Raw genomic sequence first — 15,645 nt, 5'->3', positions numbered from 1 at the left:
TTTTTGCATCAGCCGAGCGAGGGAATTCGCTGCGTGAACAGCCAGTTAATCCCCACCAGAGGTATCAACAGCTGAGCGGGCATCAGGCTGACCGGGCTGCCTTGTGCCGCCGGCCAGGAGAACCGGTCACGTTTCAGCCGCCTTTCGAACCAGAGCAAATCCCAGCGGTCCCACCCTTGGCGGATCTCACCGGAGGTCCGGCGAACGCCAATTGCGCTCTGCTGCAGCTGCGAAAGGCTATCAGGTGCCAATGGCTGGCATGGGCTTTTTACGTTGTATAACTCCGCATCGCCGCCGCCCTGAGACGGTCTGGTGTCTGGACGCATTGAGTTTCAGAGCCAGCAGATGACCGGTGCAGCCAGATCGATGGCGGAGAGAAACACCTTTGGGCATCCACTGCCGGCAGGCAACGCAAAGCATCGCCGAGAGGGGCTGTAACATGTTGCGACGGGCCGCCAGCCTTTCAGCCTGCCGGGCATGACCTGGCATCACTGCCCGGCAGTGCATTGCACAGCAATGCCGCGAGTGGGGCGGTTGCGGCGGCGTTTGCTGTATCTGACCTGCTTCTTCCGATCAGGGATGCATGCGCGTATCCCTTTGTCGTTCAATGCTTCTCTGAACCAGCCGGCGCCGCAGCCTTTATCGCCAAGGAGCCACTTCACCTTCGGCAAGCTGCTTAGCAGTACCCATGCTCCAATGTACCCGCTGACTCGCCCGGCGGCGACGAACAGTCTGAGCGGCCGGCTCTGGCTGTTACAGATGGCATGCTGCTTAGAGTTCATGCTGCCTGCTTTCAGTTGAATTGATCCTCGGATCAAATCCTGAGTTCGTCTAATCCCGTCAGATATGGATTGCTTGCAGAGTCTGAGAAATACAGTTGCCAGGCAATAGTGCGTGAATGTTTCTAAGTTGTTAATTTTGAATTGTTATTCTTGCTCTTGGAGATGTTCCGTAATTTATTGGGCCGGTTCCAAATTCGGGAACCTGATGCCAGCAGGCCTCCTGCTGCCGCATTTGCGTCAAAACCCTGTTTTACGGGCCTTTCAAGCGTGTTTAAGAGTTTGCAATGGAAGGTGTCCCAGATTTGCCTTCAAGCAACATATCGGCCGTTTTGCCGGGTACTGAAGAGCAAACGCTCTGGGCCTCATTGCATGTTCAAGCCTGCTTAATGCCCTCTTTTTTGGCCCCAACCGGGTACATCCGGCCGCTTCCGGCTACTGTAAGATCAAGTGTCTCCTAACACAGACCATGTTTCACGCCGGTTCAGGAGGGGATGCGCGGTTATGCTCCGGTTGCCTGGCCGGAGAATGGGGAACTGCAACGCGGAAACCGCTGCTGCCAGAACCGGTCTGAAACCACTGAGCCGGCCGGGCATCCCCAGGAAACAAAACACTCTTTACTTCGAAACGGCTCCGCAACGGGAGCATAACCGTAGAACTAAAGGTACATTCTAATTGAATTTTTACCTATTCGGGTATTCCTGACCTTAGGTAAACCTATGCGGCAGCGCGGCAATTCACCCATTGACGCGCATTGGCCCGCGGCACAGTCTCTGGCCATGACAACTGCCTTGAAGATTTCCCGCATCCCCCGCCCATTTGACCCGGAACTCGGCGCGGAAGGCCGCGCATTGGTGCCGGAACTGTCTGGCGGTCTGGCAGATCTGGTGGCGGGGGCCTGCGGCTCCAGCCCCTATCTGAAGGAATTAACCGCGCGTGAGGCCGGTTGGCTGCCGGAGGCGCTGGAGGATCCGGACGCCGCCTTGCAGCGTGTTTTCGCGGACTGCCGCGCGCTGAACGCCGCGCAGCTGAAACCGGGCCTGCGCCAGGCCAAACGGCGGCTGGCACTTCTGACCGCGCTTTGCGATCTCTCGGGCGGCTGGAGCCTGGAGCAGGTGACGGGCGCGCTGACTGATTTCGGGGCATTGTGCGCAGATGTGGCGATCAAGGCGGAGATCGCCACTCTGATCCGCCGCAAGAAACTGCCGGGCCTAACGGAGGACGATGTGGAAACCGCAGGCGGCCTCACCATTCTGGCGATGGGCAAGATGGGCGCGCATGAGCTGAACTACAGCTCTGACATCGACCTCATTTGCCTGTTCGACGAAACCCGTTTCGACCCGGATGACTTCTATGAGGCCCGCCAGGGCATGGTGCGCGCCACCAAGAACATGTGTGCCGCCCTCAGCGACCGTACCGGCGACGGCTATGTGTTCCGCACTGACCTGCGGCTGCGCCCGGACCCGGCGGTTACGCCCGTCTGCCTGGCGATGGAAGCGGCGGAGCGCTACTACGAAAGCCTGGGTCGAACCTGGGAGCGCGCCGCTTATATCAAGGCGCGCGCCTGCGCTGGCGACATTGCCGCGGGGGAGCGGTTCCTCAATACCCTGCGCCCCTTTGTGTGGCGGCGGCATCTGGACTTTGCCGCGATCCAGGACGCCCACGACATCCGCCTGCGTATCCGTGAGAACAAGGGCACCGGCGGCGCTCTCCACGTGCCGGGCCACGATATGAAGCTGGGCCGCGGCGGCATCCGCGAGATCGAGTTCTTCACCCAGACCCGGCAGCTGATCGCCGGCGGGCGCGACGAGGGCCTGCGCCTGCGCGGCACGGTGGAGGGGCTGGCGGCGCTGGCGGGCAAGGGCTGGGTGCCGCCGGACGCGGCCGAAACCCTCAGCGCCCACTACCGCGCGCACCGCGAGGTCGAGCACCGCATCCAGATGGTGCATGACGCCCAGACCCACAAGATGCCCAAGTCCGAAGACGGCATCGCCCGTATCGCCTGCCTGATGGACCGCGATCCGGCAGAGCTGCAGTCCGAAATCAGGTCCCGCCTGGAAGAGGTGCATGAGCTGACCGAGGGGTTTTTCTCCCCCGGTGCCGGTGCCGGCCCGGCGCCTGCAGCGCTGCCGGAAGACACGGCAGAGCTGGACGGCGCCATCATCGCCCGCTGGCCCACCTATCCGGCGCTGCGCACCAGCCGCGGCGCGCAGATCTTTGAACGGCTCAAGCCGGAACTGCTGTCGCGCGTCGCCAAAACCGCCAAGCCCGCGGAAACGCTGGTGGCGCTGGACGGCTTCCTGGCGGGCCTGCCCGCCGGGGTGCAGCTGTTTTCGCTGTTCGGCGCCAATCCGCATCTGATCGACCTTTTGATTGACATTGCCGGCACCTCGCGGGAGCTGGCCAGCTTCCTGTCGCGCAACTCGGGCGTCTTTGACGCGGTGATCGGCGGCTCCTTCTTTGATCTCTGGCCCGGTGCGGGCAAGCTGAAGGCCGAACTTGCCGGCCGCCTGGCCCAGGAAAGCGACTATGAGGCCCGGCTCGACGCCACCCGCCGCTGGTGCAAGGAATGGCATTTCCGGATCGGCGTGCATCACCTGCGCGGGCTGATCGACGGCCAGCAGGCGGGCGCGCAATATGCTGAACTGGCCGAAGTGGTGATCGCCGGCCTGACGCCAGAAGTGGTGGCGCATTTCGCGCAAAAGCATGGGAACCCGCCGGGGCGCGGCGCGTCCGTGCTGGCAATGGGCTCGATGGGGGCAGGGCAGATCAACTCGCAGTCCGACCTTGATGTGATCGTGATCTACGACCCGGGCCAGGCGGAAATGTCCGACGGCAAACGCCCTCTGGCGACGCGGCCCTATTTCGCCCGCATGACCCAGGCGCTGGTCACGGCGCTGTCGGCGCCGATGGCCCAGGGCAAGCTTTACGAGGTCGACATGCGTCTGCGCCCGTCGGGGACGCAAGGCCCGGTGGCCGTCAGCCTTGCCGGCTTCACCCATTACCAGCAGAACGAGGCCTGGACCTGGGAGCACCTTGCCCTGACCCGCGCCCGGGTGATCGTGGGGCAGACCAGCCTGGCAACAGAGATCGAGGGCTTCCGCGCCAGTTTCCTCAGCCAGCCGCGCGACCGCGGCAAGGTGCTGCAGGAGGTCGCCCAGATGCGCGCGCGCCTGGCTGCGGCCAAGGCCCCGGCCGGGGTTTGGGATGCCAAGAACGGGCCGGGACGGATGATGGATATTGAATTGATCTCTCAGGCCGGCACCCTGACCTCAGCTTCGGTGGCGCGTGATGTGGCGGCAGGATTGCGCGGGGCTGTCGCTGCCGGATGGCTGAGTGACGCGGACGCAGAATACCTAGCCGCCAGTTACCGTCTATTCTGGTCCGTGCAATGCGCAGCGCGACTGCTGTCCGCCAAGCCGATCACGGCGGACACCATCGGCGAGGGCGGCGCGCAGTTCCTCTGCCGCACCACCGGATATGCCCGGCTGGATGCGCTGGAGCAGGAGCTGCAGTCCCGCTACAGCCGCTGTGGCGCGCTGATTGCACAGGCCTTGGAAAGGGAAGGGGCGCATGAAGAAGGGCAGCACTGAACAGGACCCGCGCGGTCTGATCTATAAATCCTACCGCATCGAGGGCATCACCGATGCCCAATGCCGCAGCATTTTCTTTGACTGGGCTCTGGGCATGGATGCGGCCCGGGACAGCCGCGCCGATATCCAGGTCCTGCTGGATACCTACGGCAGCGCCAATCCGGATCACCCGATGACAACGGTGCTGCGCGACGGGCTGGCCGGTTCCGAAAAACCGCGGCGCCGCGGCGGCTGGCGCTCGCGCGACCGCTAGGGTCAGGATCCTAGGGGCGGCAGTTTGGCAGGGGGCGGCAGAGGCAAAAGTTAGCTGCCCGTCAACATTCGTTAAATTTTCGCTAAATTGGACTTAAATTGTCCCATTTCTGCCCGGATTGACCGGCACCTTGCTGTTGACCCCGCCTGCTGGACCCTCACCCGGCAGCGGCTGCAAAACGGTAAGGAGCAGAGTCATGAACATCTTCCGCGGCCTCGCGCTTGTCTCTTTCGGATTGCTGGCCTCCGCCTGCGCACAGGTGGATGTGGCCTCGCGCAACCTGCCGTTTGAACCGGTTCCGGATGCCGCGGTCAGCGTGCCCGACGGTTACGAAAGCCTGCCTCAGATCGACCCGGTTCCGGCCCTGCGCGTCAGCAGTGTCACCGTCGATGTGCCGCGTGCGCTCAGCGTGTCGGAGGCCAACAGCTACCTGCCCAAGGGCGATATTGTCTGGCGCGAAGACCCCTATGGCGACCGCCACGCCCAGGTGCAGGCCATCGTGCAGCGCGCGATGGAGGCTGGCAGCACCGGTCTGGATGGCCCGATCGGCGCCGACCTGCACATCGAGCTGCAGCGCTTTCACGCTCTAACCCAAAAGGCGCGCTATACCACCGGCGGCATTCACGCCATTACCTTCAAGATGCGCCTCACCGATCCGGCCACCGGCGCGCTGCTGCGCCCGGAAAAGGTAATTGATGCCGATCTCAAGGCCTTTGGCGGCGCCCGCGCCCTGGAAGCCATGTCCCGCGGCCAGACCCAGAAGGTGCGCATCACCGGCCACCTGGCCAATGTGATCCGCCAGGAACTGACCAAACCCGGCAGCTATCAGAACCCCCGCCTGGGCCTGCTGCAGGCGCTGCAATAAACCGGCGGGCGGCCGGAAACTTCTGCGAAAGGGGCCAAGCGGCCCCTTTTCCTGTTCGGGGCTTAAGGCTAAGAGACACTCATGACAGCCTCCTCCGATGCGCCCCAGCGCCCCCGCGTGAAAATGAAGCCCAAGTCAAACGCCCGCGCCATCCGGCACGGGTTTCCCTGGGTCTACGCCAACGAACTGGTCACCGACCGCCGCACCCGCAAGCTGGCGCCCGGCACCCTGGCGGTGCTGGAGGATGAGGCGCAAACGCCCCTGGGGCTGGTCTCGGTCAATCCCGGAAGCAAGATCATCGCCCGGATGCTCGACCGCGACCCGGAGGCTGTGATTGATCAGGCGTGGTTTGCTGCCCGCCTGACCCGCGCGCAGGACATGCGCGAGCGGCTCTATGATGCGCCTTTCTACCGGCTGGTCCATGCGGAATCCGACGGGTTGCCCGGTGTGGTGATCGACCGTTTCGGCGCGGCTTGCGTGGTGCAGCCCAACGCCGCCTGGGCGGAGGCGCATCTGGACATGCTCGCCGCCGCTCTGGCCGAGGTGACCGGCGCGGAGGTGATCCTGAAAAACGCATCCGGCCGCACCCGGTCCTTGGAAGGGCTGGACGATGTGAACCAGACCCTGCTGGGTGAGGCCCCGGCCGCACCGGTGCCGGTCATGATGAACGGTGCCACCTATATGGCCGACCTCACCGGCGGCCAGAAAACCGGGCTGTTCTTCGACCAGCGCGAAAACCACGCTTTTGCCGCGCGCCTCACCGCGCCGGGTGCCAAGGTACTGGATGTGTTCTCCCATGTCGGCGGATTTGGCCTGGCGATGCTGGCGGGCGGGGCAGGGGCAGCCACCTGCGTCGACGGCTCCGCCGCGGCGCTGGAACTGGCGGCCCAGGGGGCTGCGGCTGCCGGCGTCCAGGACCGTTTCACTGCCCGCCAGGGCGACGCTTTTGAGGTGCTGGCCGCACTGGGGCAGGAGGGCGAGACCTTCGACGTGGTGATCTGCGACCCGCCCGCATTCGCCCCCTCGAAACAGGCGCTGGAGGCGGGCTTGCGTGCCTATGAACGGGTCGCCAAACTGGCCGCCCCTCTGGTGAAACCCGGCGGTTATCTCGGCCTTTGCTCCTGCTCGCATGCCGCCGATCTCACCCGCTTCCGCAACGCCTCGGCCCGCGGCATCGGCAAGGGCGGCCGCCGGGCTGCGCTGATCCACACCGGATACGCAGGCCCCGACCACCCGCAGCTGCCGCAGCTGGCCGAAAGCGGCTATCTGAAGGCTGTGTTTTTCCGGCTGGACTGACGCGCCCGTGAAGCTGCTCCTGGATACCTGCGTTCTCTACCCGACAGTTATGCGGGAGATGCTGCTGGGCGCAGCGCGCCTTGGCCAATTCACCCCGCTCTGGTCCGCCCGCATCCTGGGGGAGTGGGAGCGCGCCGCACTGAAACTCGGCCCCGCAGGCGCGGCGCAGGCCGCGGCAGAGATTGCCCTGATCCGCGCGCGCTGGCCCAAGGCCGAAGTACCCGCCGCACCGGCGGTTGAGGCCCGCCTCTGGCTGCCCGACAGCGCCGACACCCATGTGCTGGCCGCCGCGATCTCGGGCCACGCCGACGCCATCGTGACCGTCAACAACAAGGACTTTCCGCGCCACACCCTGGCCGAGGAAGGGCTGCAGCGCCTTGGCCCCGACGAGGTGCTCTATGGCTTCTGGCTGCAGGATAGCGCCGGTATGGAGGCTCTGGGGGCAGAGGTGCTGGCCGAGGCCAACCGTCTGTCGGGCGGCAGCTGGGAAATCCGCCCGCTGCTGAAGAAAGCCCGCCTGCCCAGGCTCGCCAAGGCGCTGGCCTCCGCACCCTGATGCTGCCAGGCCCAAGGGCTGTCCAGCATAGCAGCGCGTCAACTGTATCACACCTTGGGGTTTAGTTCCGATTTGCAGCACAGCAGGCTGGCCCGCCGTATAAACCCGTATTAGCAATATGAAAAATGAGCGGGGCAAGGCGCCCCGCTTGGATATTTCAGTTCCACGGCCCGGGGAGGTCTGCCATGCTCCGCAAGCTTCGTTACAGCGCGTCATCATCCAAGCCGCCGCTCCGGGCCGGGACCGCTGCCGCACTTGCCGCCGCGCTGACGGTTTCTGCCTGCGGGCCGGCCATCGGCCCCTCGGTGCCTGCGCAGCCGGGCAAATCGATTGCCGAAGCCCGCGAGGCGATGCGCGCCTGCGCACCGCGCGCACCCAAGGGCGGCAAGGACGCGGTGACCGGCAGCTATGTCGCCAGCGTGCTGTGGGGCGGGCTGGTCATCGGGCCGGCCATCATCGCCGCAAACGAAGAGGGGATCCGCGCCAACGGCCAGCGCCGCGCGGTTGACAAATGCCTGAACGATCAGGGCTACAGCCGCCGCGAGCTGACCGGCGAAGAAGTCCGTTTCCTGAATGCACTGGACGGCTATCAGCGGCAGATCTTCCTGGACTACATGGTCGAGGGCGGCACGCTGCAAGGGTTCAAACAGGAATACGACGTACATTAACACCGCACCTCTGGCAGCGCGGCCTGCGGTTTCATCTTTCCTGAAATACTCCGGGGAGTTTGAGGGGCCGGCCCCTCAACTCTGCCGCAGCCGCAATCTCAGCCCTTGGCCCATTTCGCTTCCAGCCGCTCCAGCGCGGCGATGCGCTCTTCGGTCTTGGGGTGGCTCATCAGCCAGGCCGGCGCCATGCCTGCGCGCGCCTGGGTCAGCTCCTCAAGCTTGGCAAACAGGCTTTTCTGCGGTGCCAGGCCGATGCCCGCCTTGGTCAGCAGCGCGGCGGCGTATTCATCCGCCTCATATTCATCCCCGCGCGACAGCCGGGCGGCCAGCAGGCCGGTCAAGACCCCGGCAATCCACGGCCCGATAAAGGGGATGTAGCGGCCCAGGATCATCATCAGCGCGGTGCGCAGCGCGTTCTGTCCGGAGAAATCGATCATCCGTTTCTTCGCGTGCCCCAGCGCCACATGTCCCAGCTCATGCGCAATGACAGAGGCCATTTCCTCAGCACTCACCTCGCCGTTCTGGTATTTGCGGTAAAAGCCGCGGGTGATGAAGATCCGCCCGTCCGGCGCTGCCAGCCCGTTCACCGGGTCGACCTCATAGATATGCACCGGAATGCGGGCGATCCCCAAGGCGGCCGCCAGCCGGTCGGTCAGCCCCTTCAGCCGCGCATCCGCCAGCTCGGTCGAACGCTGGTCCAGCTCGCGGTGGGTGCGCCAGACAGAAATCCGGTACATCACAAGGCCATAAAGAACGGCCAGCAGGATCGGGGCAAGGCGCAGCATGTCTCAGATATGGGGGCTGGCGGGGCCGGGCTCAAGCGGTTTTTGCGGGCAATGCGCTTTCCAGCTCCGGCTCGGTTTCCAGGCTGTCCCGGCTGGAGGGCCAGCCGCTGGATGTGACCGCATCCTGCAGGGCGGCATAACATTCGGGATCAATGCCGGGGCCTGCCAGATCATCCATGATGGCATAGGTCTGTTCCAGCGGCAGCGCCGCGCGGTAGGGGCGGTCGGCGGTCAGCGCGTCAAAGATGTCGGCCACCGCCATGATCCGCATGTCCGTGGTCAGCTGCTCTGCGGTCATGCCATAGGGGTAGCCCTTTCCATCCAGCCGTTCATGATGGGCGGCGCTGACATCCGCCAGTTCCTGAAAGGCGGCAATCCGGCTCAGCACCTCATGGCCCAGCACCGGATGCCGCTTCATCTGCGCAAACTCCGCATCGGTCATCCTGCCCGGCTTGTCCAGGATGGTGTTGGAAATCCCCAGCTTGCCGATGTCATGCAGCAGCGCCCCCCGCACCATCCAGCGCCGCCGTTCCGGCGTGTATCCCAGCTGGCCGCAGATCAGCCCGGTATAGCGGGCCACCCGCTGGGAATGGCCATGGGTAAAGGGGCTTTTGGCGTCGATCACCTGCGAAAAGGCGCGGGCGATCTCATCCAGGTAGTCCTCGTCCACCGGCTGGATGTGGCGGGCCTGCGGGGGGGCAAAGACCTCTGCCTCCAGCCCCGGATCCTGCAGCGCTGCGGCAAATCCGGGCTGGCGGATCAGCGCGGTGAAGACCGGCACCAGGTCCGGATCGAACCAGCTGCCCGCGCGCTGCTCCAGTTCCGCCGCGGCGGCCTCTGCCCCCAGCGAGACGGTGAACACATCCGTTACCTGCGCCATCAGCGCGATCCGGGCAAACAGCGGGATCGCCGCGCCCTTCAGCGCCAGCGGCTGGCCGCCGCCGTCCCAATGCTCATCCAGGGCCGCGATGCCCTCTGCCACGGCCTCCGAGAACCGCATTTGCCGGGCAATCGCCGCGCCGCGGTTGCAGCGGGTCTCGATCAGCTCCCCGGCCAGCTGATCGTTCTTTGCGATCACATGGCCCAGCGTCTTCAGCTTTTGCAGCGGGCTGGCCCCCAGCGCGGTGTTGCGCAGCAGGAATTCCACCCCCTGGCGGGCGCCGCTGACGGTCTTGAAGTTGCGTTTGAAGGACAGATCGTCGGTCAGATACAGCTGGCAGATCCTCGCCGCATTGGAGCTGCAGCCCAGGTCCTTCATCAGCAGGGTGAAATAGAGATCCGAGCGCGCCTGCGCTGCCAGCCCCAGCTCTGCCGCTGCCTGCATGCCGATCCAGCAGCAGCGCACGCAGTGGCCCTTGGGCTGGCCCTCGGTCAGATCCAGCGCATGGCTGAGCGCGCCCAGCAATTCGCCCAGCTGCAGTGTGTCCCGGGGCGCGGCGGCTTCCGGGCGGGGCGGGAGGTTTTGAACGGTCATGGGCCTTCTGCGGAAAAAATGCGGAAGGCCCATGACACCACGGGCCGGATTAACCGGCCCTTACTCCGGCGCGGGTCGGGGTGGGGACTGTGCGCCGGAATTTAGATAAATTGCCGGGGCTGCCCGGAGGCAGATCCGGCGGGCCGCGGCCAGCGCCGGGCCAGGATCAGTTCAGCCCCTGCTTGCCAGGGAACTCGATGTTGATCTCCAGGCTCGACAACTCATCGCCGCGCTCCATACGGATGTCGATGGCTTCATCGCCGATTTGCATGTGGCGGCGGATCACCTCAAGGATTTCACGCTGCAGCTGCGGCAGGCAATCGGGGCGGGCGCCGCCGCTGCCGCTGCGCTCATGCGCCAGCAGGATCTGCAGCCGTTCCTTGGCTGTATTGGCCGAGGCTTTGCGGGGGCGGAGGGAAAATCCGAACATGCGCCTATACCGCCCGGCCGAACAGCCGCTGCAGGAAGCCGCGGCGCGGGTCAGCGGCAATCCGCATCTCGATCTGCTCGCCAATCAGCCGGCCCACCGCATCCTCATAGGCAGCGGCGGCCGCCGAGGGGTCATCCAGCACCACTGGCACACCCAGGTTGGAGGCGCGCAGCACGGCTTTGCTTTCGGGAATAATCCCCAGAAGCGGCACCGCCAGAACCTCCAGCACGTCCTCTACCGTCATCATCTCGCCGCTGTCGACGCGGGCCTTGTCGTGGCGGGTGATCAATACCTGCGCCTTTACCGGCTCGGCGCCGGTTCTGCCGGCCCGCTCGGTAATGCTGTTCAACAGCCCCAGCACCCGGTCGCTGTCGCGCACAGAGGACACTTCGGGGTTGGTCACCACAATCGCCTCGTCGGCGAAATGCATCGCCATCTGGGCGCCGCGCTCAATGCCTGCGGGGCTGTCGCAGATGATGTAGTCGAACTCCTGGCGCAGCTCCTCCAGCACTTTTTCAACCCCTTCCCGGGTCAGCGCATCCTTGTCGCGGGTCTGCGAGGTGGGCAGCACCGCCAGGTTCTCCAGCCGCCGGTCGCGGATCAGCGCCTGCTTCAGCTTGGCGTCGCCGTGAATGACGTTGATGAAGTCAAAGACCACCCGGCGCTCGCAGCCCATGATCATGTCCAGGTTGCGTAATCCGACGTCAAAGTCGATCACCACCGTCTTGTGGCCGCGCCGCGCCAGTTCGGCGCCCACTGCGGCGGATGTCGTGGTTTTGCCGACGCCGCCCTTGCCTGAGGTGACCACGATCACCCGGCCCAGCGGCTCCTCCAGTTTCAGGTCCTTGCTCATTGTCCTGCCTTCCTTGCCCCGGCGCTCATCCCAGGGCTTCCACACTTAGCCGCCCGTCCTGCAGGAACACCTGCACCGGACGGTTCAAAAGCTCCGGCTCCAAATTCTCGCTTGTCCTGTACAGCCCGGCGACTGCCAGCAGCTCCGCATCCAGGCTGCGGCAGAAAATCCGCGCCTCCTCGTCGCCCTCGGCGCCGGCCATGGCGCGTCCGCGCAGGGGGCCATAGACATGGATGCTGCCGCGCGCGATCAGCTCTGCGCCAGAGCTGACCGGGCCGACCACCACCAGATCGCCGCCCTCTGCCACCACCGTCTGGCCGGAGCGCACCGGCCGGGTGACAAGCCTGTTCTGCGGCGGGCGCAGTTTCTTGGGCAGCTCCCGGCGGGGGCCGGGCCGCGTCTGCCCTTCGGTGTTCAGCGGCGCGTCCTTGCCGCTGGCCAGATGGATCAGCCCGGCATCCTCTGCCGCCGCGGCCTGCGCGGGCGAGGCATTCTGCACCCCGAAAACCGCCAGCCCGCGGCTGCGCAGGCTGTCGGCCAGCGCCCGCAGTTCTGCCGGGCGGCTCAGCCCCGGCGCTTGCGCCAGATCCAGGATCACCGGCGCGCCGTCAAAGAAATGCGGGCTCCAGCGCAGCTGCGCGTCCAGTGCTGCATAAAACGCCTGGTCCAGCGGCCCGTCCTCCGGGCGCAGGGCAACAGCGGTGAAATAGCGGCCGCGGATCTGGAACGGCTTGACGCTTGCGGCAGGCGCGCTGCCACGGGGGGATATGTCTTGATGCGGCACGCTCACGCGATGCTCCTGCTCGGGAAATGCGGCTTTGGGGCCGCCTGTTTTCCTCTTGCGTAGCGTCAGGCAGGCTGCCCGTTCAACCGCAGCGCCTCCGCTTCGGCGGACATGCGCCGGAAGCCGCGGCGGGCGGCGGAATTCCGCGGGGGAACCGCCTGCGGTTGCAGGCAGAAAGGGGCGGAGCGGCGGCAATCCGCCTGTCCCATAAGCCGCCTAGAGCGGCAGCGGCGCAGAGCGGCCGGAGGTCTCGAACTCCCAGGCAGCAGTCCACTCCGCGCCATTGCGCTCCAGCACCAGATAGTTGCGCTCTGCCGCATAGCGGTGCGGCTGGCCGGGGATCCTGCGGATGCGGATGGGATGGCCCGGCAGCGGCGCGTCGCCCAGCCACGAAAGCAGCCCCAGCGCCCGCGCCCAGGCCTTGGGCGGCGCACGGTGGGATATGCCGGAGGCCACCAGCTGGTGTAATGTCTTGCCGCCGCCCAGGTCCATCTCGCCCCGGGTGGCCAGGTGGATTTCGCCCGATACCGCAGTGACCTGCTGGCCGTCCCGCGCCGCCATGTCCCGCACCAGCCGCAGCATCCGCCGCCAGGACGCCCGGTGCGCCCGGCTTTGCCATTGGTCGCGCAGGTCGTCCTCGTATTTCTGCATCTTCGGAATCAGCACCATCAGCAGCTCCAGAAGCGACAGCCGCGGCCCCAGCAGCGGGACACTCGACACCAGCAGGGTGCGGCCGGGCGCCGGGCGTTCAGCCTCAGCCTTCATCATCCGCCAGCCGCCGCGTGCCATCACCCGCCGCCGGCTGCGCTCGGAGCGCAGGTCGGGCGCCAGCAGGCGCAGACCCGGTGCCTCGACACACCAGCCCAGATGGGTGCCCGCCGGGTCGCCAAAGCGTGCGGGCAAATCACCGTCGCAGCAGCCGTGCTGGAACAGCAGCGCCGCCTGTCGCGCCGCTGCAAACAGGGTTTGGCCCACAGGCGAATAAGTGCGCGAGCGCGGCAAGGACCCCCAGCCGTCGCAGATGTCATGGTCGTCCCATTGCATCAGCGACGGCACCCGCGCCGCAAGCCAGGCAAATTCCGGGGCGCCGTAAACTGCCAGGTAGCGCTGCAGGAAACGCTCCCGCAAATGGCGGTGCAGGTCGGCCAGATCCTCGCGCGAAGGGTCACGCGGAACGCGGCCCGGCCAGTCCCGGCTGAGAGGGTGGCCCTCCGTCACCTCATCGGCATAGATCTGATCGCCGCCATGCAGCAGCAGCGAAAACGGCCGCTCTGCGTGTTCCGCGCCCATCCTTGCCCACATGGCGTTGCGCTCCGGCCCATCGCGCTCCATATCGCCGTGCTCCTCCCCGTTGCAGGAGGCAAAGGCAATCCGCATGCCGGCGCCAAAACCGCCAGCAACGGCGAAGGCCTGGCCATTCCAGCGGTATTCGGACGGGCCATCCGCAGGCAGCGCAAAGCGGGCACGCAGCACGCTGGCCTCCGCATATTCTGCCAGGCAAGCGGGCCGGATATCGCAGCCGTTGACGGTCAGGGGCGGCACAGGCCGGCCCTTGGGCGCAATGAACAGCGCTGCAAGCTGCATCTGGCCGTCGCGGATCCCGTCCAGGATCAGCACCGGGCCGGTTATGGTTCCGGGGGACTGACTGCTCATGAGTGAAAGAGCTAAGGTTTCAGGTGCTTGCAATCAAGTGCTCTGTCCGCAGCCAGCGCCGCCAAAGGGACGCTCCCGCCCGTTTGGCCTGCATTGGAAATGCCGGCCGCCCGGTTGGGCCCGGCGCCGGACCGGGTGGTCCGGCGCGCATTCTGCCTGCCCCTGGCAGGCAGAATGCCATGCCCAAGGCTGCCAGGGGGCAGCGGCGCCAGCCGCGGCACCCGCAGGCGCGGGAGCCCCCTTCGGGGTCTGAAGGGAAACTGCCTAGCGCGACAGTTCGCGCATACCGCGTTCCAGACCGTCAAGGGTCATCGGCACCATGGCGCCTTCAAAAATCTCCCGGATCATGCCGATCGAATGGGTGTAGTCCCAGTATTTCTCCGGCACCGGGTTGATCCACAGGTGCGCTGCCCAGGCCTCCCGCGCCCGCTGCAGCCAGACTTGGCCCGCTTCTTCGTTCCAATGCTCATTGGCGCCGCCGGGATAGGCGATCTCATAAGGGCTCATCGAGGCGTCGCCCACAAAGATGCATTTGTAATCCGGCCCGTAGGTGCGCAGCACCTCATGGGTCGGGATCTTTTCGTTCCAGCGCCGCCGGTTGTCGCGCCACACACCCTCATAGAGGCAATTGTGAAAGTAATAGTATTCCAGATGCTTGAACTCGGCCCGCGCAGCCGAGAACAGCTCTTCCACCACCTGAATATGCGGATCCATTGAGCCGCCCACATCCAGAAACAGCAGCACCTTAACCGCATTGTGCCGCTCCGGCCGGGTCTTCACGTCCAGATAGCCGTGCTCGGCGGTGGAGCGGATGGTGCCGTCCAGATCCAGCTCCTCCTGCGCCCCCTCGCGCACCCAGCGGCGCAGCCGTTTCAGCGCCACCTTGATGTTGCGGGTGCCCAGCTCGACATCGCCATCGAGGTTCTTGAACTCGCGCTTGTCCCAGACCTTGACCGCACGCTGGTGGCGGCTCTTGTCCTGGCCGATGCGCACGCCCTCGGGGTTATAGCCATAGGCGCCAAAGGGCGAGGTGCCCGCGGTGCCGATCCACTTGTTGCCGCCCTGATGGCGGCCCTGCTGCTCCTTCAGCCGCTCCTTCAGCGTCTCCATCAGCCTGTCAAAGCCGCCAAGCGCCTCGATCTCTGCCTTTTCCTCCGCGCTCAGATGCTTTTCGGCCATCTTGCGCAGCCATTCCTCGGGAATGTCCACCGCCTCCATCACAGCCTTAGCCGGGATCGCCTCCAGCCCTTCAAAGGTGGCGGCAAAAGCGCGGTCGAACTTGTCGATGTTGCGTTCATCCTTCACCATCGCCGCGCGGGCGAGGAAGTAGAACGCCTCGATATCATAGGTCGCCAGCCCCGCCTTCATGCCTTCGAGAAAGGTCAGATACTCGCGCAAGCTGACTGGAATGGACGCCTTGCGCAGGTTTTCAAAGAAGGGCTGGAACATCGCGGGCCTCTGACTGCAGTTAAGCCAGCACCCGGTGGGTCAAAATGGTTGCCAGCAGGCCGAGAATACCAAAAACAATGGCATAGACAGCCCCGTATTGCAGCATGTCCAGGGTGTTGCCGCCACGTTTGCGGGCCTTCAGCGCACCGGTGAGGGCGCCCAGCAGCACGGCAATGATTACGATCATGGTCTTATCCGTCTCTTGTC

The 15,645-nt window shown here is 65.5% G+C and carries 14 protein-coding genes and 1 pseudogene; 6 read left to right on the top strand and 9 right to left on the bottom strand.

Features of this window, described 5'->3' with window-relative positions; translation table 11 throughout:
- Positions 1-332: 332 nt before the first annotated feature.
- Positions 333-788 (bottom strand): annotated as a pseudogene (locus ACXAEK_RS17330) (hypothetical protein); the annotation flags it as partial.
- A gap of 770 nt (positions 789-1,558) precedes the next feature.
- Between ACXAEK_RS17330 and ACXAEK_RS17325 the strand changes: the two are divergent.
- From ACXAEK_RS17325 to ACXAEK_RS17300, 6 genes are all read left to right on the top strand, one after another.
- The gene (locus ACXAEK_RS17325; protein ID WP_475043756.1) at positions 1,559-4,372 is read left to right on the top strand and encodes a [protein-PII] uridylyltransferase family protein; all 2,814 of its coding nucleotides are present in this window, start codon (positions 1,559-1,561) and stop codon (positions 4,370-4,372) included.
- Entirely contained in the window at positions 4,353-4,625 is a 273-nt protein-coding gene (locus ACXAEK_RS17320; protein WP_475043755.1) for a hypothetical protein, read from the top strand. Before ACXAEK_RS17325 ends, ACXAEK_RS17320 begins: the two co-directional genes overlap by 20 nt.
- A gap of 196 nt (positions 4,626-4,821) precedes the next feature.
- The gene (locus ACXAEK_RS17315) at positions 4,822-5,490 is read left to right on the top strand and encodes a DUF6778 family protein (protein ID WP_475043754.1); all 669 of its coding nucleotides are present in this window, start codon (positions 4,822-4,824) and stop codon (positions 5,488-5,490) included.
- An 81-nt stretch (positions 5,491-5,571) separates the two neighbouring features.
- Entirely contained in the window at positions 5,572-6,786 is a 1,215-nt protein-coding gene (locus ACXAEK_RS17310) for an RSP_2647 family RNA methyltransferase (protein ID WP_475043752.1), read from the top strand.
- Between the two features lie 7 nt (positions 6,787-6,793).
- The gene (locus ACXAEK_RS17305) at positions 6,794-7,342 is read left to right on the top strand and encodes an RSP_2648 family PIN domain-containing protein (protein ID WP_475043751.1); all 549 of its coding nucleotides are present in this window, start codon (positions 6,794-6,796) and stop codon (positions 7,340-7,342) included.
- A gap of 185 nt (positions 7,343-7,527) precedes the next feature.
- Positions 7,528-8,010 carry a hypothetical protein gene (locus tag ACXAEK_RS17300; protein WP_475043750.1) on the top strand — a complete coding sequence of 161 codons (483 nt, stop codon included), beginning with the start codon at positions 7,528-7,530 and terminating at the stop codon, positions 8,008-8,010.
- 98 nt (positions 8,011-8,108) lie between these two features.
- On the opposite strand, the gene ACXAEK_RS17295 is transcribed toward ACXAEK_RS17300, so the two are convergent.
- From ACXAEK_RS17295 to ACXAEK_RS17260, 8 genes are all read right to left on the bottom strand, one after another.
- Positions 8,109-8,795 (bottom strand): M48 family metallopeptidase, encoded by a 687-nt coding sequence (locus tag ACXAEK_RS17295; protein WP_475043749.1) that lies wholly within the window; start codon positions 8,793-8,795, stop codon positions 8,109-8,111.
- A 31-nt stretch (positions 8,796-8,826) separates the two neighbouring features.
- Entirely contained in the window at positions 8,827-10,269 is a 1,443-nt protein-coding gene (locus ACXAEK_RS17290) for an HD-GYP domain-containing protein (protein WP_475043747.1), read from the bottom strand.
- A 166-nt stretch (positions 10,270-10,435) separates the two neighbouring features.
- Positions 10,436-10,699, bottom strand: a complete 264-nt coding sequence (gene minE, locus ACXAEK_RS17285) for a cell division topological specificity factor MinE (protein ID WP_475043746.1) — start codon at positions 10,697-10,699, stop codon at positions 10,436-10,438.
- 4 nt (positions 10,700-10,703) lie between these two features.
- Complete coding sequence (minD, locus tag ACXAEK_RS17280; protein ID WP_475043745.1) at positions 10,704-11,552, bottom strand: septum site-determining protein MinD; 849 nt, start codon at positions 11,550-11,552, stop codon at positions 10,704-10,706.
- Between the two features lie 25 nt (positions 11,553-11,577).
- The gene (minC, locus tag ACXAEK_RS17275; protein WP_475043743.1) at positions 11,578-12,342 is read right to left on the bottom strand and encodes a septum site-determining protein MinC; all 765 of its coding nucleotides are present in this window, start codon (positions 12,340-12,342) and stop codon (positions 11,578-11,580) included.
- A 210-nt stretch (positions 12,343-12,552) separates the two neighbouring features.
- Entirely contained in the window at positions 12,553-13,989 is a 1,437-nt protein-coding gene (locus tag ACXAEK_RS17270) for an alkaline phosphatase D family protein (protein WP_475043742.1), read from the bottom strand.
- A gap of 264 nt (positions 13,990-14,253) precedes the next feature.
- Complete coding sequence (locus ACXAEK_RS17265) at positions 14,254-15,438, bottom strand: vWA domain-containing protein (RefSeq protein ID WP_475043740.1); 1,185 nt, start codon at positions 15,436-15,438, stop codon at positions 14,254-14,256.
- Positions 15,439-15,457: 19 nt separating this feature from the next.
- Positions 15,458-15,625, bottom strand: a complete 168-nt coding sequence (locus ACXAEK_RS17260) for a hypothetical protein (RefSeq protein WP_475043739.1) — start codon at positions 15,623-15,625, stop codon at positions 15,458-15,460.
- Positions 15,626-15,645 lie beyond the last annotated feature (20 nt).

The sequence above is a fragment of the Leisingera sp. ABM4_101 genome (assembly GCF_056158725.1).
The sequence above is the reverse complement of the archived record's forward strand: the minus strand, read 5'-3'. Positions and strand labels throughout refer to the sequence as shown.